The sequence below is a fragment of the Bacillus cereus group sp. N31 genome, assembly GCF_016483245.1.
GTDB classification, from domain to species: domain Bacteria; phylum Bacillota; class Bacilli; order Bacillales; family Bacillaceae_G; genus Bacillus_A; species Bacillus_A toyonensis.
On record NZ_JAEHCH010000002.1, the window covers coordinates 270,836 to 294,371 of the forward strand.

Below are 23,536 nucleotides of genomic sequence, written 5' to 3' on the forward strand. Positions count from 1 at the left end.
ATTAACATTCAGTATAAATCTTCCATATAGAATGAAAGCAGGTTAAGAATGAGGGGAGAGAGGTGAAACGATGGATATTAAAATTTACGGATTAGAAAAGACATTTGGACAAACACAGGCGTTAAAACCACTGCAAATTGTCATGAAACAAGGGGAATTTACCACACTTTTAGGACCTTCTGGATGCGGAAAAACGACTTTACTTAGAATGATTGCAGGGCTTGAAGAGCCGGATAAAGGTGAAATATATTTTGGAGATAAGTGTATGTATTCTGGTGCGAAAAAAATAAAAACATCTCCTCATGAACGGAATATCGGTATGGTATTTCAAGATTTTGCTTTATGGCCGCATATGACTGTGTTTGAAAATGTTGCATTTGGATTAAGGGCTACAAAGCAAACGAATCATTTACGAGAAAAGGTAGAAGATGCGATAAAACGAGTTCGTTTACAAGGTATGGAGAAAAGATATCCACACGAACTTTCTGGTGGACAGCAGCAACGTGTTGCATTTGCTAGAGCAATTGTAACAAAACCTCATTTTATTTTGTTTGATGAACCGCTTAGTGCACTCGATGCAATTTTGCGTGAAGAAATGCGCTTAGAGCTTATGGATATCGTTCATTCTATTGGCTTAACGGCATTGTATGTAACGCATGATCAAACGGAAGCTATGTCAATGTCAGATCAAATTATTGTCATGAAACAAGGAGAAGTATTACAAAAAGGAACGCCAGAAGATATTTATGTGAAGCCGTCTCATGAATTTGTTGCAAAGTTTGTTGGTAAGGCAAATTGGCTTGTAGAGAATAAACAAATGGTTCGTCCAGAGCACGTGAACTGGGCAAAAAATGAAGTGTGCGATACGTATACAGGTGAAATTCAGCACGTTACATATGTCGGAGAACGTTATGAAGTGAAAGTAAACATGGGGACACTCGGTGTATGGACAGCTTATCACAATAGTAAGCTAAGCGTCGGTAAACCGGTATCGTTATATGTACCAAAAAAATGTATTCATCATATAGGGGGAGAGTCGTATGAAGAAATTCAGTTCGCTTAAGTCTTTATTTGTATGTACTTTACTATTTTCAGCTGTAGTAACAGGTTGTAGTTCAAAGACAGGTAGTGCAGATGCAAAAAATAAAAATTCTAATGAAAAGAAAATTGTTGTATATAGTGCAGGACCGAAAGGGTTAGCAGAAAAAATTCAAAAAGACTTTGAAAAGAAAACCGGTATAAAAGTGGAAATGTTTCAAGGAACAACAGGTAAGATTTTAGCGAGAATGGAAGCTGAAAAGAAAAATCCAGTCGTTGACGTTGTCGTACTCGCTTCTTTACCAGCGATGGAAGGACTAAAGAAAGATGGTCAAACGTTACCTTATAAAGAAGCGAAACAAGCTGATAAGCTGCGTTCTGAATGGTCAGATGATAAAGGACATTATTTTGGATATAGTGCTTCAGCATTAGGAATTGTGTACAACACAAAAAATGTGAAAACAGCACCTGAAGATTGGAGCGATATAACGAAAGGAGAATGGAAAGGAAAAGTGAATCTTCCAGATCCAGCACTTTCAGGCTCAGCTTTAGACTTTGTAACAGGATATGTGAAAAAGAATGGACAAGATGGATGGAAATTATTTGAACAACTTAAGAAAAATGAAGGTACAGTAGCGGGGGCAAACCAAGAAGCGTTAGACCCAGTTGTAATAGGTGCGAAAGATATGGTAATTGCGGGTGTTGATTATATGACCTACAGTGCAAAAGCTAAGGGTGAACCGGTTGATATCGTATATCCAAAAAGCGGAACAGTTATTAGTCCACGTGCAGCAGGCATTATGAAGGGTAGTAAAAATGTAGAAGGTGCAAAAGAGTTTATTGATTATTTATTATCAGATGATGTACAAAAACAAGTTTCTAAAGCGTATTTATTGCCAGGTAGAAAAGATATAAAAGCTGAAAATAGACCGAATGTAGAAGAGATTCCAGTATTACATATTGACTGGAAAACAGTTGAGAAAGAACAAGATGCAATAGGAAAACAATTTAAGAAAGTATTTCAATAAGATGGTGATTACATGGTAAATCGATTCGTGTCAGTAAGACAAGTTGGAATGACAGTAGCGTTGTTACTTGTGGCGATGTTAATCGTCATTCCGCTTTTTCTCATTTTATTTTCTAGTGTATATGAAAATAGCAGTTGGAATTTTTTAAAGCCTTTTGAAGTCATGCAGAGTGGCGGATTAGCTGGGATTTTTCTGAATTCGATGCTGCTAGGTGTACTCGTTGTAATAGGAGCTACAATATTTGCATTTCCATTGGCGTTCATTATGAGTAAAACAGATGTAGGAAAGTATAGTAAGTTAGATATTGTTTTTATGATTCCATTTATGACCCCGCCTTATATCGGATCGATGGGATGGATTTTGTTCATGCAACCTAACGGCTATTTTGAACAATTTTTTCCGATGCTAAAGACGATTTCATCATCGTTTTTTAGTTTAGGAGGTATGGTCTTAATTATGAGTCTGCATTTATTCCCATTCCTTTATTTCATGTTGAAAAACACGTTACTTCAGATTGGGAGTAGTAAAGAAGAAGCGGCAGCAGTTCATGGTGGGAGCTTTTTCTATCGTTTACGAAAAATAATATTGCCGTTATTAGTATCAAGCTATGTCATGGGTGCTTTACTCATTTTCGTAAAGACGATTGCTGAATTTGGAACACCAGCTACATTTGGGCGTAGAATAGGATTCCACGTGTTAACATCAGAAATCCATAAATTTATTTCGAGTTGGCCGATTGATTTTAGTAGTGCAACAGCATTATCTTCTTTATTACTTAGTGCATGTATGCTCATTTGGTATATGCAAAATGTATTGAATCGAAAGTATTCATATGCAATGGTTAGTGGAAAAGGTGTGAAATCTAAAAGGTATACTTTGTCTATATTTGCGCGCGTTGTAGCATGGGTTTATGTGATTAGTTTGCTAATCGTATCAATTGGTATCCCATACTTTTCTATACTGATTGCTTCATTGTCGAAATTAAGAGGCGGTGGCTTACATGTAAATAACTTTACAATAAGTCATTATGAAGCATTGTTTACAATGGGTTCTCCAGGATTAGAAGCTTTATGGAACAGTTTTCTTTTTTCGCTCGTAACAGCGGTTGTTGCTGTAATGATTGGAGTCTTTTTAGCACTTATGATTCGAAAGGGGAAGAAGTCTTCTGAAAAATGGCTTGATATGTGCGGTATGTTACCGAATATGGTACCAGGAATAGTGATGGTTGTAGGTCTTATTTTATTTTGGAATTCACCATATATGCCTATGTCCATTTACAATACACCTGTTATGGTTATCGTAACGTATGTTGTTCTTTTTTTACCTTATACAGTGCAGTATGTAAAATCATCGCTCGGACAAATTGATGACTCTCTTGTGCAGGCAGGAAGTATTTTTTCCGGGAATTATATTTATATTTTTAGGAAAATAATATTGCCTCTTATTATTCCTGGCATTATCGCTGGATGGGCGATGACATTTACGATTTCAATACGAGAGTTAGTAGCATCGCTTCTCGTATTACCTCCATCAGTAGAAACGTCAGCAACGTTTATTTTTGCTCAATTTGAACAGGGGGAAGTATCTATAGGAATGGCGATGGCAGTTGTTTCTGTTGGACTTACAACACTATGCTTATTACTTCTGCAACATATGGAGCAAAAAAGAAAAGGGGTCGCATGATGAGGGTAGAAGTATGGGGAGGAGCAGGAGAGTACGGTCGTTCCTGCTATTTTGTAAAAAATAAAGAGACAAAAATCGTATTTGATTGTGGTATTAATCGATCGTATGAAGATAGTTATCCAAAAATAGAAAGAGAAGTCGTTCCATTTTTAGATGCGGTATTTTTATCGCATATTCATGAAGATCATACGATGGGTTTACCTTTATTAGCGAAGTATGGATATAAGAAAAAAATTTGGACAACTCGTTATACAAAGGAACAACTTCCAGCTTATTTTGAAAAATGGAGAAACTACAATCTTTCGCAAGGGTGGAATGTACCGTATAACGATCAAAATATAAAAGATTTAAATTATGTATATATTGATGAGATTAGTAATCCAAATGAATGGATACAGATTACTCCTACATTGCGGTTTCAATGGGGGTATAGTGGGCATGTATTAGGAGCAGTTTGGTTTTTAGTGGATATGTGTAATACATACGTATTTTATTCTGGTGATTATTCCGCAGAATCTAATATACTACGAGCTAATTTACCTGAGAAGTTGCGAAGCAATATAAAAATTGCAATTGTAGATGCCGCTTACCATACTGATGATGTTTCGCAAAATGAAAGATTAGATGATCTATGTGCAGAAATTGAACGAGTTATGAAAAATAAAGGAATAGCATTACTACCGCTGCCGCAACTTGGTAGGGCGCAAGATATAGTATTGTATTTATATGAACGATATAAAGAATTTCCGCTTATAGTAGATAAAGAAATTTTGGCTGGATTTGAAGAGATGTTCCTATATAAAGATTGGATAAAAAATAATGAAGAACTTCAATGGGTTATGGAGAGTTTAAAAAGAAACATAATCGTTATGGATCATGACATTAGTATGCAAAATAGTTACGGAATAGTTGTAATGAGTGATGCGAATATGCAAACGAAACGCGCACAGTTATACTATGAACAACTTCGGCATGAAGAACGGAATTCCATTATTTTTACAGGACATATTGCGAAAGAGAGTTTTGCAGAAAAAGTTATGAAAGAGCATGTAAGGAATACATGTAGGGTGAATCGAGTTCCGTATAAAGTTCATCAAAGTATGGGTGATGTTAAGGCAATGTTAAATATATTATTACCGGAACATACTTTGCTAGTGCACGCTCTTAAAGAGGATACGGATCGTTTACAACAAAAGCTAAGTACAGCAGGATATGAAAATATATATTCACTTGCAATGGAACGTATAGAAGTCATTTGAAATGTAAAGGGGATAGGTATATGAAAAAAGTATTTGTATTCGTAAGCATTTTCTTTTGTTGTTTCCTTTATAACGTTAAGGAAGGGCTTACTGCTAGTCCAATGAAACCTAGTTTTGAAGTGAAGTTACTATTGAAGCCAGAACAAGTATTAGGTTATAACAAAGAGATTAAGCAAGAGGTACTAGAACATTTCCAGGTTGGTACAAATTATGAAAGAATACAAGTGCAATTTTTAGATACTGCGAATAAAAATTTAAGTGATGAAGGTTGGTTTGCGAGAATTCGAAAGAAAGAATTTAGTAAAGATTTTGAGCTAACATATAAAAAAAGATATCCTATTCAAAATGGTGTAATTCAAGATGCACTAGAAGTAGCTAAAAAAGAAGGATTTGATAGTAAAACTGATAGTTATGAGGCGGAAATAGATTGGGGATTTGGGAAGAAAACGTTAAGTATTTCAAATAAGAAAAGTTACAGTGCGAAAGGATATGGAGTACTTGACTTACCAAACGAACAAGCTGCTCAAAATATGTTAATAGAAAAGTTACCAGGGAAAATGAACAAATGGTTGTATACGAATTGGGGAGAAGAAATGTTAAGGGATTCTCACATTTACGGTCCTGTATTAATGAAACGATATACAGGTGAATTTGAAAATATAAAAACGAATATTGAAATTTGGCCATTAAGTAATACTGGGAAGATAGAAGATGACTTCGTAATAGAAGTGTCGTTTAAAACAAATGAGGAAAGTTTTGCGACAAAACAAAGAGAATTATTAATGGCGAGTATAGAGAAAAAAGGATGGTTGTTACCGAAAGATAGTTTGAAGACAGAGCTTATTTTTCAGTAAATGAGAAAAAAGGAATCCATATTTCGTGGATTCCTTTTTCTAATATATGAGTATTAAGCTAAGTCAGCTGACACGAACATATCACTATTTTGAAGATTTTTAGAGCGTAAACTATAAGCAACTACCTTCTTTTTATGTTGTTTTACAACATCAACATGCTCCTCGTGACTATAAATATAAAATGTAAAATCCTTTTTGCCACGTTTTGCATTGATAATTAAAGGAGTGCCTTCATTGTGAGGCGGTGCATAATAGCGATCTAAAAATAAACCTTCATTAAAATCATGAATGATTTGAGACTTTTTTTCGTCTTCTACGCTCTTCCCATTAATAGTAACAGTCACATTCTCTTCTTCAAGTTGTGGATGTGTTTCGTACTTGCTAATAATGGATTCAATAACAGAGTTAGGAAGGCTAGAAACGATAATTTTAAATGCCCCAAATACAACTAACAGTACAATAAACCAAGTCGTCATAGTATATCATCCCCTTTATTCTATTTAATAATATAACTCATATGGTAATAGTACATATGGTGAAGTTTTGTATAATTTGTGAAAAATATGCCATTTTTACGAACGAAATATTAGAAAAATCAATTTTGTTACAAAAAGTTGAAATCGAAGTATTTTAAAAGAAAAAGGTTTATAATAAAAATATAACTAATAACCACATTACTAATTATAAGGAAGTGTAACTATGAGTACTGTAGCAATCGTGTATGGTATTATTCTTTCTACAATTATTGTTTTATTTTTCGTTGGAGTTTCACGTTATATTCATAAATGGAAAGAAGGCGTTGCGAAATTAAATCACATTGAAGAAGAACTTAGTGATTTAATGTTACATCATGGTAAGTAAAAGAGTTATTATTTAACTAAACAATGTGAAGGATATCACAAAACATGTTTTCCTAATGAAAGCATGTTTTTTTATTATGTGCTGAATAGGCACATATCATCTATTTTTTCCATACGATACATCGTTAAGTACAAAATGTTAGGAGCGGAAAAGAGGGATGATATGAGTACGTCAGGTTATGTTCCAGATAATAAAAATTTAAAGAAAAGCTCAGGAACTCCAAACCTTTTCTTTGATTCAAGAAAAAATGTCTTTTTTAAAAGGGATGAGAAAAACGTTGCATATGAAGTTACTTCAACGCAGTTACCAGCAATGATTGGAGGAGCATTTGTTGATTTATTTATGACGAAGGGACATATGCGAGAACCGCATTGGCATCCGAATGCATGGGAATTAGATGTTGTTGTATCAGGAGAAGCAGTTACATCCATTTTAAATCCTGAAACGAATCAATTGCAAAATTATCATGTAAAAGCGGGGCAAACTGTCTTTATTCCAATGGGATGGTGGCATTGGATCACAGCCATAACAGAAGAAGTACAATTACATTTGTTCTTCAATAACGATCAGTTTGAAACCGCAGAAGGATCAGACATACTTAGATTAACACCACCAGAAGTATTTCAAGCTGCATACGGTGTAAGTGCAGAGAAATTAGAGAAGGACCTTTCGCCAATTAAGGAGTCAGTTGTAATTGGTCCACCTAACTCCAAACGGCTAAAAGATGTTAAAGAAAGTGACGACTCAAATATAGTCGTTACGCTAAATGGACAAATAACTTCATGTGAAATAGAGTAACTCTTTCTTTTTTAGGAAGAGTTATTCTGTTTTGTATAATTTTGTAATTCAATTCGTTATAATAATTATATAGAAGGGAATGTATCTGGCATTAACGGGCAGTAAAACTCCCACCTTAAAATTCGGCTGGAGCGAAGATGTTAGGTGAGAGTCGGGCTGCCCGTAAACGCCGATTGGTTCAACTAATAATCAGTGGGGGATGAACAACCCCACTGATTATAGTTTCACTTTATTAGAGGGGGTATATTGTGAATATATTTAAGATTATAGGAATTGTTGCAGGAGTGATTCTAGTAGCTGTTATAGCTTTCTTTGTCATTATGAAGTACTATTTGTCAAAAGAAGATCCTGATTACGTATTAAAGTACATAAAAGAACATAAAGACGATGAAACATGTTCATTATTTATTAAAAGAAATGGAGAAGTATTAACTTCTATAAATGCCAATAAAAAATTACCATTGGCGAGTACGGCGAAAATCGTAATAGCAGTTGAATTTGCTAAGCAAGTATCAGAAGGGAAAATAAGTCGAGATGAACAAATTTCATTGCAGGAGCTAGAAAAATATTACGTTAAAAACACTGATGGTGGAGCGCATCCTAACTGGTTAGAAGATGCTAAAGCGAGAGAGTTAGTGAAAAATGGACAAATCGCTTTGGAAGAAGTCGCTAAAGGGATGATTCATTATAGTTCGAATGCAAATACAACATATTTGTTAGAAAAGCTTGGAATAGAAAGAGTAAATGAAAGTATAAAAGAGTTAGAGCTTACTAGTCATGACAAGTTCTCTTCGTATACTGCTTCACTATATATGAGAGGGTATGTAGAAAAAGAGCTTCATGAGCCAGAAAATCAATCTTTAGAAACGATACGTAACATGTCAAAGGATGAGTATAATAAACATGTGTTACAAATACATGAATGGATGAAAGATGAAGAAGAATGGAAAAAACGGGATATCCCATTAAAGGTAGATATGGAATTTCAGCGAATTTGGTCAGATCGATTAGTGGGTGCAAACGCTAAAGATTATATGAGTATAATGGGGAAAATAAATAGTAGAAATTATTTTCCAAAATCAATGCAAGATGAAATTGAGAATGTTTTTAACGGAACAGTTAAAAATAGTAAGTTTGAATACGCTGGACAAAAGGGTGGTTCTACCGCATTCGTATTGACAAAAAGTTTGTATACTACGGATAAAAACGGCAATAAGGTGGAAGTTGTAATTATGTTTAACGATATAGATGATCAAGTTGCATATCAAAAACTTAGAAGTAACATAGATTATTTTATTCAAGATTTTATAACAAGTAAGGAATTTAGAAATAAATTATAATGAAATAATTTTATTATGTAAACAAAAGAGTGCTTTTTAAAAAGCACTCTTTTCTATAAATGATACAGGATTTTCTAATTATGCCATTGAATATAGATTGAAAATAAGAAAGGAAGTTGAAGAATGACGACAATATATTTCGTTCGCCATGCCCACTCAACATATACAAAAGAAGAACGTGAACGGCCTTTATCTGAAAAGGGACACTGTGATGCAGAAAATGTAACACGCTTATTAAAAGATGGGCATATTGATGTTGTGATCTCTAGCCCGTACAAAAGAGCAATTCAAACTGTACAAGGAATTGCGAATACATATAATGTATCGATACAAATAGAAGAAGATTTACGGGAAAGGTTATTAAGTTCAGAGCCACTAGAAGATTTTAATGATGCTATTGAGAATGTGTGGGAAGATTGGACTTTTGCATACGAAGGCGGAGAATCAAATGATGTAGCACAAAAGCGTGCTATATTATGCATGCAAAATATATTGGAAAAATATAAAGGGAAGAATATTGTAATAGGTACTCATGGGAATATTATGGTGTTACTTATGAATTATTTTGATTCGAAATATGATTTTCAGTTTTGGAAAACAATTCAAATGCCTGACGTGTACAAATTAACTTTTGATAATAATCGTTTCATTTCTGCTGAAAGAATAGAGGAAGCAGGTCATCGGATAAATATTTTGTAAAAGTTTATCAAAAAAAGAGGAAAGAGAGAAGTTATTGTAGAAGTATGACTTTGTAACATAAAAAATATATGTTAAAGGAGGCTGTTTACATGTTTGAGAAAGAGAAAGAAGGGCTTATTGAAGTTCACAACGTATATGAAATTGCACCAGCAGATGGAACAATTATTGGTATGGCAACGGAAGAAGAAATGGAAATTGCTGCTGAGCTAGAGTTACAGTACTGTGCCCATTCTCGTTTGTTAGAAGCAAATATTCAGTTAGACGGTTCCTCCTATAAAGAGTTACTTCAGGAGTTCCAGGAGTATGAAAGAAAATCGATGAACTTTTGGCGAGCATTACATAAACGTTTAGCTGTGCCATGGGCATGGGTACTACGTATTGATGTTGCGAATGGTCCTATATATGTAAGCAATGGGTATTCGTATTATGAAGAAATTGATGATGAAGAAGATTATGAATAGATAAGTAAGGAAGCAGCTTTAGTTGCTTCCTTTTTTTGTGTGTAATGAGTGAATAGCTTCAATGATAATATCTGGTCGATCATTTTCTATTCCGTGACTAGCATGTTCAGCTAGAATATATTGACTGTTTATAGAGAGGTGAAATTGTTCACGAATTAGTTTTTGCCACGTCGATTCAAGTTGTGTTGCTTCCTCTTTTGGCATGCCGCCCTCAATCATTTGAGTAATAGAATAATGAGGATCTCTACCGATAACGATTAATGGTATTTCTAATATTATATCTAGCTCTTTTATTGAACGAGCACAGTTTTTCCACTCGGATAGTTCAGAAACCGTCGCTTTATATAATGAGGGTGATGTAGAGAATTCTATATAATGTTTTGGTTTGTTGACGAGCATAGGTTTTTGTTCATTATAAAGTGTGTCGACATCCATTTTGGAGTACGTATTATATTTTTGAAGCCACATATCATCAGAATCAGTTTGATCAGAAATCGGTAAATGAAGTTCGTCTAATCGGTGTAAGTTCATGGAAGTAGAATCAACTAAAAGAAGTGCTTGTAGCCTATCTTCATGTAACATCGCAAAATGTTGTGCACATAATCCTCCATAGGAATGACCAATTAGAATAATTGGCTCATGAATATATAGTTTGTCTAGTAACATATGTAGTTCTTTTGTTACTTGTATCGTAGTACGCGGATACATTCCCAACTCACTTTTTCCGTAACCTGGGCGATGGTATGAAACGACTGTAAAGTGCTCGGAAAGCTTTTTCATAATGGGAAGCCAATCATAAAAGGAGCAAGTCATTCCAGTTTGAATGACTATAGTTTGTTTACTATTTCCTTTTATATATACTTCTATATTTTGTCGCAATATCTCTACAAATTTATGAATAATAATTCCTCCTAAGTTTGAAATAATTTTTGGCAAGCAAAAACGATACACCAAGCACCTATACCGAGTAGGACAGATGTACTAAGTGCAAATGAATTTTTTAAACTAATATAGACGATAAATAGTAGTAGTGCTGATGCAGGGAATCCATATAATACACCTAAAGCAAATTGACTCAATTCTTGTTTGTTACCACCTTCGAAAGAAATCCAAAATAGACTAAGTAAACTGACAAGAGGAAGGGCAGCGATAAAGCCGCCTATCGTACTATAATGTTTAGCGACTTCAGTAATGATACCGATAATAAGTGCCGAAACGATAACTTTAACGAGGAAATGCATATTTTGCCTCCTTCGCTAATAAAGAAAAGGCTTTTTCAATTAATTGTTGTTCTTCTTTTGATAACTGTGATTCTAATATTTTTATCTTTTCTTTATCTAGTAAAGTATGCTTTTCTAATACTTCCATTCCTTCGGTTGTTAATGTAAGATTTACGACCCTTTCATCTTGTTTATTTCTCTCTTTAAGGAGGAAATCCTTTTGAATAAGGCGCTTTACGTGTTCAGATGCTGTGTTATGAGAGAGACTAAGCTCAGAAGCAACTTTTCCAATTGTTATATTTTTCTCACGGGAAACGATTTGCAAAATACGAATTGCTTGGTGGGAAAGGTTGTCTTCATATTCACATCGTAAGTGATAATAAATGCTCTCCCAATGTTGATTGATGTCTTTCATAATAATAAATCCCCCTATTTTTATATCGTATAATAAGATATATTCGTTAATACAGAAATAAAATCCTTTTATTTGGATAAAAAATATTGAAAAAGTTTATTTTTATTGAAATATAAGGTAATCTATGTGTAAAGGTATACATTTAGCAAGAGAGAGGATGATAGCTGTGAATACATTTAAATGGATTAGTCATGAACAGATGTATGTAGATGAAATACATGTTGAAAAATGTGGTCCTCTTTCAGTCGGCGTATACGGTGGAAACCAAGAAAGTGATGCATATGAAAGAGGAGATGCGGTGCTTGCTTGGTGGGATCCTGAATTACAATTTGAATTTGTTATGATTTTTGATACACATCATAAAACGAAAAATATCCATTATATAATAGAAGCAATTTCAGAAAGAAAAGAGAAACTAAAAGAATTATTTTCATACCCAATACATTTAGCTTTTCATCATACACATATGTACTTATTAGCGTTATTCACAGATGAGTTATTTATTGAAAAATGTGATCAAAATGATGAAGAACTTGCATGTTTAATTTGTTTGCGAAAAGGCGAGTTCTTATATTGGCTATCAGTTGGTGATTGTTTCGCATACTTATTCCATTCTGAGCAAACGAAGAATGGAAAAGGACGATTAAATAAACGGAAGAATTACGAATATATCGGCAGGAAAAATATTTTCGCAGCAAATACACCTTGTTTTACTTCAGGTGTGAGGGGATTAGAAAAAGGTACGAATCACATTGTAATGGCAACGGACGGTATTTTAGAGTGTGATAAACGAAGGTTTGATGATGATCAATCTTTAGTAGAAATATTACACGACGGAAATAGCTTACAAATTGAGCCGGTATTAACAAATGTACTGCAGTGGAAAGGTAGAGATTGTGCCACGATTATCGGATGGTCTATCGATACTGAAAATAAACAATGCGCTAATTAATAACAAAAAGGAGTTCAAGGTTTGTTGTCCTTGAACTCCTTTTTGTTAAGCAATATGAATATGATACGTTTTCAACCATTCATTTACTTGTAGCATATACTCCATAGCACTCCTCGCTTCAAAAGTGTTAATCTCTTTATTACTTTGATCAGCAATTGAAAGTAGAATGGAATGGTTAATGAGTGAGAAAATAGGATTGTTTTTATTACTACACATATCAAGTGTTAAATTACGAATCGTTTGTAAGTAGTGTGGGTCTTGTGAAGTTGGATAAGCGCTTTTTCTTCTATTTCGTATATCGTCAGGTAAAGCTGGTTTTAGTGCTCTACGTAAAATGCCTTTTTCAATATTATCAATACTTTTTATGTTGAAAGGAACGTTCCATAAATATTCAACTAATCTATAATCGCAAAACGGTACACGAACTTCAAATCCTACAGCCATGCTCATACGGTCTTTACGATCAAGTAAGAACGGGAGAAATCTCGTTAAAAATAAATAAAACATTTGGCGTTGTTTCGCGGATTTTTTACTTTCCCCTTCAAGAGTAGGTACTTCAAGAACAGCTTCATGGAATCGTGTATGAATATAATGCTCAGGATTACATTGCTTTGATACGTCGTTTAATATTAGAGAAGATGTGTTTTTCCAGTTTGTTAACCACGGAAACTTATCTACATATAATAGTTCTTCTTGATGAAACCAAGGATACCCACCGAATACTTCATCGGCAGATTCCCCGGATAAAGCTACAGTTGCATCTTTTTTCATTTCGCAAAATAGTAAATATAGTGAAGTTTCCATTTCGCCTGCACTTGGTAAGTCTTTCGCATGAAGGGGAACGAATAAGTGATTTGCTAATTCTTCAGCATTCACAATAATGTCATGATGCGACGTCCCTACATGTTCAGAAACACGTTTTACCCAAGGAGCATCTAGACCAGTTCGAGCAAATGTCAGTTCGAAATCTTTCGCGCTATTTAAAAAGTCGATTGAATATGTGTGAAGTGTTTTGTGTTCCTCTGCAAATTCTTTCCCCGCAAGTGCAGTAATACCACTAGAATCTAATCCGCCTGATAACATACAAACGAGTGGAACATCGGCAATTAATTGTCTTTTTACTGTATCTTGTAAAATAGATAAAATATGAGAAGATGTATCTTCTATAGAGTCTGTATGGATCTTACTTTCTAAGTTCCAATACTTCGTAACTACTTTTTTATCACGTGTAAATGTTATAGAATGTCCAGCACGTACTTCTTGAATATGCTTAAACACACCACATCCTGGAGTTCGAAATAACCCTAATCCAAATATTTCATTTATTCCATCCACATCAATTTCAGCAGGGACAGATGGATGCGCTAATAATGCTTTAATTTCAGAACCAAAAATAATACTGTCATTTCTTTCTGTATAAAAAAGTGGTTTTACACCTAAATGATCGCGCGCTAAAAATAATTGTTGTTTCTGATCATCCCATAAGGCGAAAGCGAAAATTCCATTTAAATGTTGTACGCAGTCTTCTTTCCATTCTAAATAAGCATGTAGTAACACTTCTGTATCTGAATGAGTTTCAAATGCATGTCCACATTTTTGAAGTTGCTCTCTCAGCTCACGGAAATTATAAATTTCTCCATTATAAGTAAGAGCATACGTATAATCACCAGCACGGAATGTTTTTGGTTGTGTCCCGCCTTCTGGATCAATTACAATTAATCGCCGGTGTGCAAAAGCCGCTCTAGGTGAAAACCAAAATCCTTCAGCATCTGGACCACGATGCTCAATACTATTCGCCATCTTTTCTAAAACAACATGTTCATTGGAAAGGTCCTTCTTCCAATCTACCCAGCCTGTAATTCCACACATACACATCTCATCTCCTAATTTAAAATAATTAAAAGTAGATTAACAAAATAAAATGTACACTAAGTTAAAGAATGACTACATAAATAGTGTACTACATGAATTAAACTGTAGACTTGAGAAAATTTTCTTCAAATGCAAAGTTATATGAGACAATGGCTGAGGAAAAGTATTCCATTACATAAAAAAATAATAAAAAAGATGAGAGAAAACATTTTTCAGGACGTTATATAGGGTGTAAAAGCTTTTACAAAAAAATAAGGGGAATCGCTACATGAAATCAAATGAGAAAAATTTTATAAAAAGATTACAGCGGCAAAAAGAAGATGCCTTAGAATTTGTTGTTGATACATACTTACCACTCATAAAGGGGATTACGCATAAAGTTCTTCTTCCAGTTCAAAATGATGGATTGATGGAGGAATGCATAAATGATATATTTCTTTCCATTTGGAATAACGCAAATAAATTTCATGGAGAGCCGAGTGACTTTAAAAAATGGATTGCGGCGATTGCAAAGTTTAAAGCAATTGATTATTACCGAAAAGCGAATAAAAAAGTAGAAATCATTTCAGATGAGTTTCATATTAGTGCCGAAAAATCGGCAGAAGACGAATTAATCGTTATGGAAGATAGGGAAGAATTATTGAATCTTATTAATCAATTGGAACCGTTAGATCAAAAAGTATTCATTATGAAATATCTTCTCGGTATGAAGACAGAAGAAATAGGAGACAAGTTAGGGTTAACTCGGGCAGCGATCGATAATCGCGTGTACCGTGGGAAAAAGAAACTACAACAAAATGCTACGAATATTAGTTTTGGAGGTAGTGCAATATGAAAGATATTTATGAACTATTAAATGATATTGATATAGATGAAAAAGAACTTGAGGAAATTGGGACTTCTGAAATTGAAAAAGAAAAAGTGAAGCGTAACTTAAAACAGTCGATACGTACGAAGAAAAAGATGAAAAGTTGGAAAAAAGGTGTTGCTGCAGCATCTATTTTAGTCGGCGTATCGGTTGCCATGCTTGGCATCGGATTTCCTACATACGCTGGAGGACTACCAATAGTAGGGGACATATTCCGATTTTTAGATAATGGTAGAACAGGGTTATATGAAAATTATAAAGCTGACGTAGAGAAGACGGCGGAGCTTCATAATAATTATAAACAATACGCTATAGTACTAAATATGATAAAAGAAAGCAATGGAATTAAGATAACGGTAAATGATGCGATTTTCGATGGGAAGACAGTATCAATAAACTACTCTATAGAAAGTAACAGAGATTTAGGCAAAAATCCAAGTACATTGGATTTTTTAACTATTAAAGGAGCAGGTGCCCAATCAGGAAGCAATGAAATTACTAAAGTCGCTGATAGAAAATATACAGGTTTAATAAAAACAAGCAGCGATCTAGTTAGTAGTAAAGAAACTACAGTGAACATTGAATGGAGTATAAAAAGTATAGACATTTTAGAAACAGAAGAAACGATAAAAGGGGATTGGAATTTTAATATTAATCTAAGAGGAATAGAAAATAAAGAGCAATTGATTAGAGGTAGTACAGAAAAAGATGGTGTAAAAGTAAATATGGAGAGAATGGAAATAACACCAATGTCGTTTATTTTATACTACAACCAAGAAGTATCTCAAGAAATAAGGGATGTATGGGATGGAGTGGATAGCGATTTAGAAGTAAGGGATGATTTAGGTAATCAGTATTCTGGGGAAGGAAATGGAGGCTCAGGTGAGGATTCTTATAATTTTAATTGGAGTAAAACATTCCAACAACTCAATGAGAATGCAACCAAGCTAATAATAACGCCTCACGTTAATTTAAGAATTCACACTCCTGAAAATTATGGTTCGGTAACAATAGTTGGAGGACAAGTAAAGGAGAGTTTCGTGTCTCGAAAACTGGGAGGCAATAAGGGTATTGTGTTAGATGATATTGTAATTGATTTAAAGAAATAAAAGAGAGACTGCCTAAAAACATTAGGCAGTCTCTTTTTCGTTAAAAACTAGTTACGAGTAAAGCATGCGGATGCTGCGTTTTATACTCATCTTTCCACGGAATGTTTAGTTGTTCCCACGATTCGCCGCTATCATTGGATTGAAAGACGCCATTGTTATTTAAAGTGTAAAACGTATGTGGTTCTGCTGGATTTGTCGCAAACATCGAAATGACTGTACCGATTGCAGACGGCAGTCCTTGCTGTACTTGCTCAAAAGGAGTATCTTTCGTTTTTCGATATATATAAGATTCATAAGGAATACGGTGATGAGCGAGATCGGCACTTGGCGCAGCAGAAACGAGAACAGTATCGCAATCAGCTGGATCGATAGCCATGCTGTATAAATAATGATGCTCAAGTCCTTCACTACATGAGATCCAGCTGTTTCCACTGTTATAACTTTCAAGATAGGCACGATCAGGTCCGCCCATAAATCCGTCACCACATGATGCATAAAGGCGATTGGGGGCTTCGGGGTGCATGAGTAATTGATGGGCGTCGATAGGAGCACCGAATTTTTTATCAATCCATGTATGCCCTTTATCGTTACTTTGAATAACAGCACCAGCTTCGATTGAAACGTGAATTGTATTTGGATTGTTTGGATCAACTGTGATCCAGCGTACGTGATGAGTAAAAGGTCTAGGCGGGAAAGCCCACGTATAAGAAGATAATAATGATTTCATATTTTTAAGTTCCGTCCACGTTTCCCCACCGTTTTCTGAACGGAATAAAGCGCTCGGTTCAGTCCCTACATAAACGACTCCATATCTGTTAACTTGTTCATTAGGGCTTATCGTTATAGAAGTGATAGAGGAGTGTAAAATACCATCTTCTTTAGGGAAATCGAAGTAGCGATAGGAATCCCCAATTGGTCTCCACGAATCTCCGCCATCGTCGCTTAACCATAAACCTCGTCCAAATGTTCCGCAATATATACGCTTTTGTTGGAACGGATCAACGGCAATACAGGTAGGTTGCATATTTTGCAAGTGACAAGTCGTTTCGTAGTTACCATCTTGTTCTTTCACTACAACAAGTTCACGCTCCATACAGAGAAATAAATGTTTCATTTTCGTAACCTCCTTAAAATTTCTTTCAATAGTAAACAATATGAAAATAAAAAAGAAGTAGTCTTGTTTTTATTTGAGAAAAAGGGATTGTTTAAAAAGTAGCGAAGTGTGTATACAGAGGAAGCGGGGTTTACGGGCGGTCAATTCGGGATAAAGATGGGGAGTTTGTTTCATACTAACATACAGATATGGCACTTAAAGGAGTATAAGTATGGGACATTCACATGATCACGGGCATTCTAAAAATAAAAAGGCGTTACTACTTGCATTCTTACTAACAACAAGCTTTATGGTTGCTGAAGTTATTGGCGGATTTGTAACAAATAGTTTAGCACTATTATCTGACGCGGGGCATATGTTAAGTGATGCAGTATCCTTGGCTTTAAGTTTACTTGCGTTTAAGCTTGGAGAAAAAGCAGCGACGACTGCAAAAACATACGGGTATAAGCGCGTCGAAATGTTAGCGGCATTATGTAACGGTGTCGTTCTTATCGTCATTTCTATATACATTTTTATTGAAGCAATTCGTCGTTTTAAAGAACCAGTTGAGATTGCTAGTAATGGGATGCTCATTATTGCTGTACTTGGTTTGCTTATTAATATTTTATCAGCTTGGATATTAATGAGAGGCGGAGATGTGAAAGGTAATTTGAACTTAAGAAGTGCTTTCTTACACGTACTAGGTGATCTATTAGGGTCAGTTGGAGCGATTATTGCTGCGTTACTTATTAAATTTTTCGGATGGAATGTTGCAGACGCAATTGCTAGTATTCTTGTGTCTATTTTAGTCATTATTAGTGGGTGGCGTGTAACACGTGATACAGTCCATATATTAATGGAAGGTGCACCGCAGCACATAGATATGGATGAGGTGAAAAATACATTATTAACGATTGCGATTGTAAAAGAAGTTCATGATTTGCACATATGGTCTGTCACATCGGATTTTCAAGTATTAACTTGCCACCTGATTATAAAAGGTAATGAAACGCAAAGTGTATTAAAAGAGGCTACGGATGTATTAAAGGAGAAGTTTCATGTAGAACATGTCACCATCCAAGTAGAAATGGAAGGTGAGTTTTATCATAGCGAGACAACTTGCAAAGTATGAAAGAAAAAGATCAGAAAAAGTGTCATAACATTTTTCGCAGGGCATACATATATATAATGTGGCCACAAATACTTTGTAAGGTAAATATTTCATAAGATTACTTTACTTATTAAGAATCATCTTTTATAATCAAAAGTGGTAATTGATAAAGATTATCATTTTCAATGATCGTAGAAAGGAGTTTTTTAAAAGATGAGTAGTCAACTCCGTTTTGCTGTTGAAAATCGTAAGAGGCATTTAATTGATGAGTTAATTGGAGCAGGGGTGTTTAAGATTCGCGACAGACAATTATACGAGCTATCTTTAGAGGAATTGGAAAAAGAGTACGAAGATATTGAAGGTTACGCGAATATTCAGGCATAGCATATAGATTAGTAAAGAGGGAGCTGGTTACACTTTTGTGTAACCAGCTTTCTTATTCTTTCATAGAAATCATTTTTTGTATTTCTTTCATGGGACGGAGCCAGTTTTGAGCCATCATTTGTTCCATTTGTTTTTCGTCCTGCTTTTGAAGTGCTTGAATGATAGAGTGATGTTCTTTAATAGATTGACTTGCAGGCACAAAGTTTTGGAAAAACAAATATTCCAGTCGTAAAACGTGAAGCTGCATATTTTCTAGAAAAGGTTCAATATATCGGTTTTTAGCAATAGAAGTAATTGTATTGTGAAATTGTATATCTAGTTTTAAAGCTTTTTTTGAATCTTTTTCATGTATAGATTGTTGAAAAGTATCATTTATCTCGGAAAGTAGTTTAATATCAGCATCTGTAACTTTTTGAAGTGCTTGTTTTCCTATAATTGAGTGAAGACCGGCCAGCGTCTCATAAATGATAGATACGTCTTCTAATTTAATAGGAGCAATTTTCGTTTTTTGACCGGGAATCATTTCTACTAGCCCAGAAAGCTCTAAAATTTGTAAAGCTTCTCTAACTGGTGTTCTGCTTACACCTAGTGCTTCCGCCAATTCCCCATCATTAATTTTTTCATCTGGTTGTAATACACCTTCTATAATCCAATCTTGTAGTTGGGTTAAAACGAGTGACTTTGCGGAAACTCTTCCAGGTTTTTTATAATTTTGAGGGACAGGCATAAATAATTCAATCCTTTCATTGTATGTTTTGTTTTTTTCTACTCATAAGTTTTAGCTTCGGTTTTCCTTCATCCGGCTTTTGGCTTAATATAAGCACCATTACAATGACACAAAAAGCACCTAATAACTGAAAAGATTGAAACGGTACGTGCAAAATAAGTACGGAAGAAATAATAGCTGCGAGCGGCTCTGTACAACCAAATAACGTTGTTTCTTTCGGCGTAAGGTATCTTATACTATCTAAGTACAAATAAAATGCTATGAGTGTCCCGAAAATGACTACAAATGTAATGAGCGGGAGGGTACTTAGTTTTACATACTTTATAGTGGATAATAAAATGAATTCGTTTGTGGAAACAAAGTGTAAAATCGTTACACCAATACCCCCAATAATCATACCCCAGCCAACGATAACAGATGAAGACCACTTTTCTAACAATTTTTTTGAATACAAACTATAAAATGCAAGAGATAGTCCAGATAAAATGCCCCAAATGATAGCTGGTGTAGATACAGCTAAGTTATGCATAGACCCGTTTGTTAATAAGAGAAAAGTCCCTACTAATGAGAGTGTAATTGAAATATAATCAATTTTTGATGGACGAACGTTCCATTTGAAAAGTAAGTATACAGTGATAAATATAGGGGCTAAATATTGTAACAAAGTTGCAACAGCAGCGTTTCCTTCTTTAATAGAGGCGAAGTACGTATACTGTACAGCAAGCATGCCGAAAAGACCGAACAAAATCATTTTACTAGCGTCGGATTTTTGCTTCCAGATGGCAAAAATCTCTTTTTTTCTCGTTCCGAATGATGAAATAATGAGTAGAATAACCCCAGATATAAGCAAACGGATCGTAACTAACCATTCGGTTGAAACATTTTCATATTGAAAAAGTTGTTGCGCAGCTGTTCCGGACAAGCCCCATAAACAAGCACCGATTATGACCATTATAATTCCTTTTAATCGATTTGGATCCATAAGACATATAATCCTCCTTCCAAAAATATATATTGGATACAATATGCAATATATCACAAAAAAGAGCATCAATAAACTGAAACTTCTAATTAAATGAAAAGTTATTAATAATGGAGACGAATTTTTTTTGTACGTGGTAAAATATTGTAGAGAGGGTGGTATTGAAATGCTAGCAGGATTTTTGGTTTGTTTATTTGTTGGATTACTTATCATTTTTTTAGGGTATCAAATACATGTGAAAAAGAGATTGTTTTTGTTGGCAGGATATCAAGAAGAAACGTTTGTTGGAGATAAAAATAAATTAGCGAAGCTTTCAGGAGTATTTTCCTATATAGTCGGAGTTGCTACTATACTATTACCGTTTGGCTTAGAAAAAATAGGTGATGTAGTTGGTGTCGTATATGCTACCTTAATTGTTTTGGGTATAATGGTGTTTCTTATGAAAGCAAATATGTTAAATAAGAGTGCTACAAAGTGAAAAAAGGCTCCATGCTACGGAAGCCTTTTTTCACTTTGTTATGAAGTATAAGTAAAAGCTGGAATAGGATCAACAAAGCTATTCCAATCTTGTTTCATTTCTTTTTTTGTTAATAGACAATTATCTAATGATTGTTCAATTAAAGAACGATCCATGTCAATTCCGATAAATACGAGTTCAGTTATTCGATCTCCATATTGTTCATCCCAGTTTTTCAATACTTCTGGTTCTTCTGTAATGATTTGATTTTTTTCAGCCTCAGGTAATGCCGCTATCCATTCACCAGCACCTTGAATTGTAATAGAGGAACCAGCTTGTGATAGAAGCCCTATCATAGTATTACGAGAGGCGAGCCAGAAAAATCCTTTCGCTCTTACAACATCTAATGGCCATTTTTCTAGCCAATTCATAAGGCGTTCAGGATGAAAAGGATATTTACGACGGTACACAAAGGAATGAATACCGTATTCTTCCGTTTCAGGTGTATGATGGTCACTATTTAATTCTTGCATCCAGCCAGCCGATTGACTGGCCTCTTCATAATTAAATGAATTTGTGTTTAAAACTTCTTGCAATGGTACTTTGCTAAATGAAGATTCAATAACCTTGGCGCTAGGATTTAATTTCTTTAGTAAATGATGGAGTTCTATCACATCTTCTTTTTCTAGTAGGTCTATCTTATTAAGAATAATTACATTTGCAAACTCAATTTGATCTATTAATAAATCAATAACTTCCCGAGTATCAGTTTCATCGATTGCCTGTTTTCGGTCTAGCAAACTTTCTCCATCTGCAAAATCATCCCAAAATCTATGTGCATCTACAACTGTAACCATCGTATCGAGGTGACAATTTTTCGTTAAATCAATGTTAAGAACTTCATCTGTATAAGTAAAGGTTTGGGCAACTGGAATAGGCTCACTTATACCAGAAGATTCAATAACTATATAGTCAATATCACCATTTTCAACAAGACGATTCACTTCTATCATTAAATCTTCTCGTAGTGTACAACAAATACAACCATTTTGAATTTCTACTAATTTTTCCTCTGTGCGTGAAAAACCACCTTTTTTTATAAGGGACGCATCAATGTTTACTTCGCTCATATCATTAACGATAACAGCTACTTTTAAGTTGTTTTTATTAGTCAAAATATGATGCAGTAAAGTGGTTTTTCCGGCTCCTAAAAAACCACTTAATACGGTAATAGGTACTTTTTTCATAAAATAATTTCTCTCCTTTAAATCGTAATCATTACGTTTTATGATAATAGATAGAAAAGAAAAAATCAATGATAAATCATAATGATTACGATTTAAGGTTGGAATATACCATAAGAATTGTGCTGTATTAGGAATCATTTTGACAATCATCCGGCTTAAAGTGAAGGCGAGACAAGGAATCTTTAATTGAATTTCAAAAGAATAAATTCTGCATATTTTTATGAAATATAATCATAATCGCAATGAAAAAAAAATAAAGATAAGAGTAATTTGGTTTGTTAAAAATATGTGTATAAGGAGATATGCAATGAACTGGGTTACTCATAAACCATCGTTTGACTTTGAAAAATTTAGTCCTATTATTCGGTCACAATCTGCGTGGAGTGGGCATTTAAATTTCGCATATGACTTAGTACGATTTGAAAAACCAGCAACTTTAGTTGAGTTAGGCACACATCTAGGTGCTTCCTTCTTCAGTTTTTGTCAGGGAGTAAAAGATGGTGGGTTAACTACAAAATGTTTTGCTGTAGATACTTGGGCTGGAGATGGGCATACAGGTCCATATGGAGAAGGGGTTTTTCAAATAGTAGAAAAAGTTGTGAGCGCTAACTACCTTAATATAGGAAAATTAATTCGGTCTACTTTTGATGATGCTATAGATCAGTTTCAAGATGAAACGATAAATCTTTTGCATATTGATGGCTACCATACGTATGAAGCTGTTTCTCATGATTATAAAACGTGGTTACCTAAAGTCGCCAAAAACGGTATTGTATTATTTCATGATATTGAAGTGAGAAGTGGTGATTTTGGCGTGTATAAGTTTTGGGATGAGATCAAGGCGAAGCACCCTCATTTTCAGTTTGGACATTCATATGGACTCGGAGTATTATTTCCGAAAGGGTGTAGTGATAAGTTTTCGGAGATACTTAAAAATAAAGAAGAAATACAAAAATTGTATAAATAAAAGTGGAGCATGCATCATTTTAATGATGTGTGCTTTTTTGGGGGAGAAAAATGGTAGTCCTTAAAAGGTGAAGATAATAGTAAAAAATCTTATTGTGGCAAATATTAAAAA

27 protein-coding genes are annotated in these 23,536 nt (G+C 34.5%); 18 read left to right on the forward strand and 9 right to left on the reverse strand.

Annotated features, from left to right (window positions below; genetic code table 11):
• Positions 1-70 precede the first annotated feature (70 nt).
• The 5 genes from JDS81_RS05715 to JDS81_RS05735 are packed head-to-tail and all read left to right on the forward strand — an operon-like array spanning position 71 to position 5,862.
• A complete protein-coding gene (locus JDS81_RS05715) occupies positions 71-1,063 on the forward strand; it encodes an ABC transporter ATP-binding protein (RefSeq protein ID WP_000351834.1) in 993 nt (330 codons plus the stop codon).
• Complete coding sequence (locus JDS81_RS05720; RefSeq protein ID WP_098164148.1) at positions 1,041-2,066, forward strand: ABC transporter substrate-binding protein; 1,026 nt, start codon at positions 1,041-1,043, stop codon at positions 2,064-2,066. The genes JDS81_RS05715 and JDS81_RS05720 overlap by 23 nt, the downstream gene beginning before the upstream one ends.
• A 12-nt stretch (positions 2,067-2,078) precedes the next feature.
• Positions 2,079-3,749, forward strand: coding sequence for an ABC transporter permease (locus tag JDS81_RS05725; RefSeq protein WP_097954688.1), 1,671 nt, complete (start codon positions 2,079-2,081; stop codon positions 3,747-3,749).
• Entirely contained in the window at positions 3,746-5,008 is a 1,263-nt protein-coding gene (locus JDS81_RS05730; RefSeq protein ID WP_142312877.1) for an MBL fold metallo-hydrolase, read from the forward strand. The genes JDS81_RS05725 and JDS81_RS05730 overlap by 4 nt, the downstream gene beginning before the upstream one ends.
• Positions 5,009-5,028: 20 nt before the next feature.
• A complete protein-coding gene (locus JDS81_RS05735; protein ID WP_097954690.1) occupies positions 5,029-5,862 on the forward strand; it encodes a hypothetical protein in 834 nt (277 codons plus the stop codon).
• 53 nt (positions 5,863-5,915) lie between these two features.
• Here JDS81_RS05735 and JDS81_RS05740 read toward each other — a convergent pair whose 3' ends face one another.
• A complete protein-coding gene (locus JDS81_RS05740) occupies positions 5,916-6,338 on the reverse strand; it encodes a YfmQ family protein (RefSeq protein ID WP_000214566.1) in 423 nt (140 codons plus the stop codon).
• Positions 6,339-6,379: 41 nt separating this feature from the next.
• On the opposite strand from JDS81_RS05740, the gene JDS81_RS05745 reads away from it, so the two are divergent.
• The 6 genes from JDS81_RS05745 to JDS81_RS05770 all read left to right on the forward strand — a co-directional run bounded on the left by JDS81_RS05745 (position 6,380) and on the right by JDS81_RS05770 (position 10,021).
• Positions 6,380-6,496 (forward strand): hypothetical protein, encoded by a 117-nt coding sequence (locus JDS81_RS05745; RefSeq protein WP_002011946.1) that lies wholly within the window; start codon positions 6,380-6,382, stop codon positions 6,494-6,496.
• Between the two features lie 65 nt (positions 6,497-6,561).
• Positions 6,562-6,723, forward strand: a complete 162-nt coding sequence (locus JDS81_RS05750) for a hypothetical protein (protein ID WP_000108701.1) — start codon at positions 6,562-6,564, stop codon at positions 6,721-6,723.
• A gap of 162 nt (positions 6,724-6,885) precedes the next feature.
• Positions 6,886-7,521 carry a cupin domain-containing protein gene (locus tag JDS81_RS05755; protein ID WP_000107762.1) on the forward strand — a complete coding sequence of 212 codons (636 nt, stop codon included), beginning with the start codon at positions 6,886-6,888 and terminating at the stop codon, positions 7,519-7,521.
• A gap of 248 nt (positions 7,522-7,769) precedes the next feature.
• The gene (locus JDS81_RS05760) at positions 7,770-8,861 is read left to right on the forward strand and encodes a serine hydrolase (RefSeq protein ID WP_097954691.1); all 1,092 of its coding nucleotides are present in this window, start codon (positions 7,770-7,772) and stop codon (positions 8,859-8,861) included.
• A 123-nt stretch (positions 8,862-8,984) separates the two neighbouring features.
• On the forward strand, positions 8,985-9,560 hold the full coding sequence (locus JDS81_RS05765; protein ID WP_000208273.1) for a histidine phosphatase family protein: 576 nt from the start codon (positions 8,985-8,987) through the stop codon (positions 9,558-9,560).
• An 89-nt stretch (positions 9,561-9,649) separates the two neighbouring features.
• Positions 9,650-10,021, forward strand: coding sequence for a hypothetical protein (locus JDS81_RS05770; protein WP_000461765.1), 372 nt, complete (start codon positions 9,650-9,652; stop codon positions 10,019-10,021).
• An 18-nt stretch (positions 10,022-10,039) separates the two neighbouring features.
• On the opposite strand, the gene JDS81_RS05775 is transcribed toward JDS81_RS05770, so the two are convergent.
• From JDS81_RS05775 to JDS81_RS05785, 3 genes are read right to left on the reverse strand one after another with little or no spacing between them, the layout of a single operon-like run.
• Positions 10,040-10,972: an alpha/beta fold hydrolase gene (locus tag JDS81_RS05775; protein WP_142316345.1), complete on the reverse strand. Its 933-nt coding sequence runs from the start codon at positions 10,970-10,972 to the stop codon at positions 10,040-10,042.
• Positions 10,933-11,262 (reverse strand): DUF3147 family protein, encoded by a 330-nt coding sequence (locus tag JDS81_RS05780; protein ID WP_000545617.1) that lies wholly within the window; start codon positions 11,260-11,262, stop codon positions 10,933-10,935. The genes JDS81_RS05775 and JDS81_RS05780 overlap by 40 nt, the downstream gene beginning before the upstream one ends.
• The gene (locus tag JDS81_RS05785) at positions 11,246-11,656 is read right to left on the reverse strand and encodes a MarR family winged helix-turn-helix transcriptional regulator (RefSeq protein WP_000651923.1); all 411 of its coding nucleotides are present in this window, start codon (positions 11,654-11,656) and stop codon (positions 11,246-11,248) included. Before JDS81_RS05785 ends, JDS81_RS05780 begins: the two co-directional genes overlap by 17 nt.
• Positions 11,657-11,780: 124 nt before the next feature.
• Between JDS81_RS05785 and JDS81_RS05790 the strand changes: the two genes are divergently transcribed.
• Positions 11,781-12,608 carry a PP2C family serine/threonine-protein phosphatase gene (locus tag JDS81_RS05790; protein WP_002047737.1) on the forward strand — a complete coding sequence of 276 codons (828 nt, stop codon included), beginning with the start codon at positions 11,781-11,783 and terminating at the stop codon, positions 12,606-12,608.
• Between the two features lie 45 nt (positions 12,609-12,653).
• On the opposite strand, the gene asnB is transcribed toward JDS81_RS05790, so the two are convergent.
• Entirely contained in the window at positions 12,654-14,477 is a 1,824-nt protein-coding gene (gene asnB / locus JDS81_RS05795) for an asparagine synthase (glutamine-hydrolyzing) (protein WP_097954692.1), read from the reverse strand.
• 271 nt (positions 14,478-14,748) lie between these two features.
• On the opposite strand from asnB, the gene JDS81_RS05800 reads away from it, so the two are divergent.
• The gene (locus JDS81_RS05800; protein ID WP_000840024.1) at positions 14,749-15,315 is read left to right on the forward strand and encodes a sigma-70 family RNA polymerase sigma factor; all 567 of its coding nucleotides are present in this window, start codon (positions 14,749-14,751) and stop codon (positions 15,313-15,315) included.
• Positions 15,312-16,457, forward strand: a complete 1,146-nt coding sequence (locus tag JDS81_RS05805; RefSeq protein WP_097954693.1) for a DUF4179 domain-containing protein — start codon at positions 15,312-15,314, stop codon at positions 16,455-16,457. The genes JDS81_RS05800 and JDS81_RS05805 overlap by 4 nt, the downstream gene beginning before the upstream one ends.
• A gap of 40 nt (positions 16,458-16,497) precedes the next feature.
• Here the strand turns inward: JDS81_RS05805 and JDS81_RS05810 are convergent, their stop codons facing one another.
• Positions 16,498-17,571 (reverse strand): WD40/YVTN/BNR-like repeat-containing protein, encoded by a 1,074-nt coding sequence (locus JDS81_RS05810; protein WP_097954694.1) that lies wholly within the window; start codon positions 17,569-17,571, stop codon positions 16,498-16,500.
• A gap of 211 nt (positions 17,572-17,782) precedes the next feature.
• On the opposite strand from JDS81_RS05810, the gene JDS81_RS05815 reads away from it, so the two are divergent.
• Entirely contained in the window at positions 17,783-18,682 is a 900-nt protein-coding gene (locus tag JDS81_RS05815; RefSeq protein WP_097954695.1) for a cation diffusion facilitator family transporter, read from the forward strand.
• 192 nt (positions 18,683-18,874) lie between these two features.
• Positions 18,875-19,045, forward strand: a complete 171-nt coding sequence (fbpA, locus tag JDS81_RS05820) for a Fur-regulated basic protein FbpA (protein ID WP_097954696.1) — start codon at positions 18,875-18,877, stop codon at positions 19,043-19,045.
• A 52-nt stretch (positions 19,046-19,097) separates the two neighbouring features.
• Here fbpA and JDS81_RS05825 read toward each other — a convergent pair whose 3' ends face one another.
• Entirely contained in the window at positions 19,098-19,772 is a 675-nt protein-coding gene (locus JDS81_RS05825) for a GntR family transcriptional regulator (protein WP_001145066.1), read from the reverse strand.
• A gap of 16 nt (positions 19,773-19,788) precedes the next feature.
• Complete coding sequence (locus JDS81_RS05830; protein WP_000371442.1) at positions 19,789-20,754, reverse strand: DMT family transporter; 966 nt, start codon at positions 20,752-20,754, stop codon at positions 19,789-19,791.
• Positions 20,755-20,920: 166 nt separating this feature from the next.
• On the opposite strand from JDS81_RS05830, the gene JDS81_RS05835 reads away from it, so the two are divergent.
• Positions 20,921-21,232, forward strand: a complete 312-nt coding sequence (locus tag JDS81_RS05835) for a DUF3784 domain-containing protein (RefSeq protein WP_097954719.1) — start codon at positions 20,921-20,923, stop codon at positions 21,230-21,232.
• A 38-nt stretch (positions 21,233-21,270) separates the two neighbouring features.
• Here JDS81_RS05835 and JDS81_RS05840 read toward each other — a convergent pair whose 3' ends face one another.
• Positions 21,271-22,458, reverse strand: coding sequence for a GTP-binding protein (locus JDS81_RS05840; RefSeq protein WP_097954697.1), 1,188 nt, complete (start codon positions 22,456-22,458; stop codon positions 21,271-21,273).
• A 307-nt stretch (positions 22,459-22,765) separates the two neighbouring features.
• On the opposite strand from JDS81_RS05840, the gene JDS81_RS05845 reads away from it, so the two are divergent.
• A complete protein-coding gene (locus tag JDS81_RS05845; RefSeq protein ID WP_097954698.1) occupies positions 22,766-23,425 on the forward strand; it encodes a class I SAM-dependent methyltransferase in 660 nt (219 codons plus the stop codon).
• Positions 23,426-23,536: the final 111 nt, after the last annotated feature.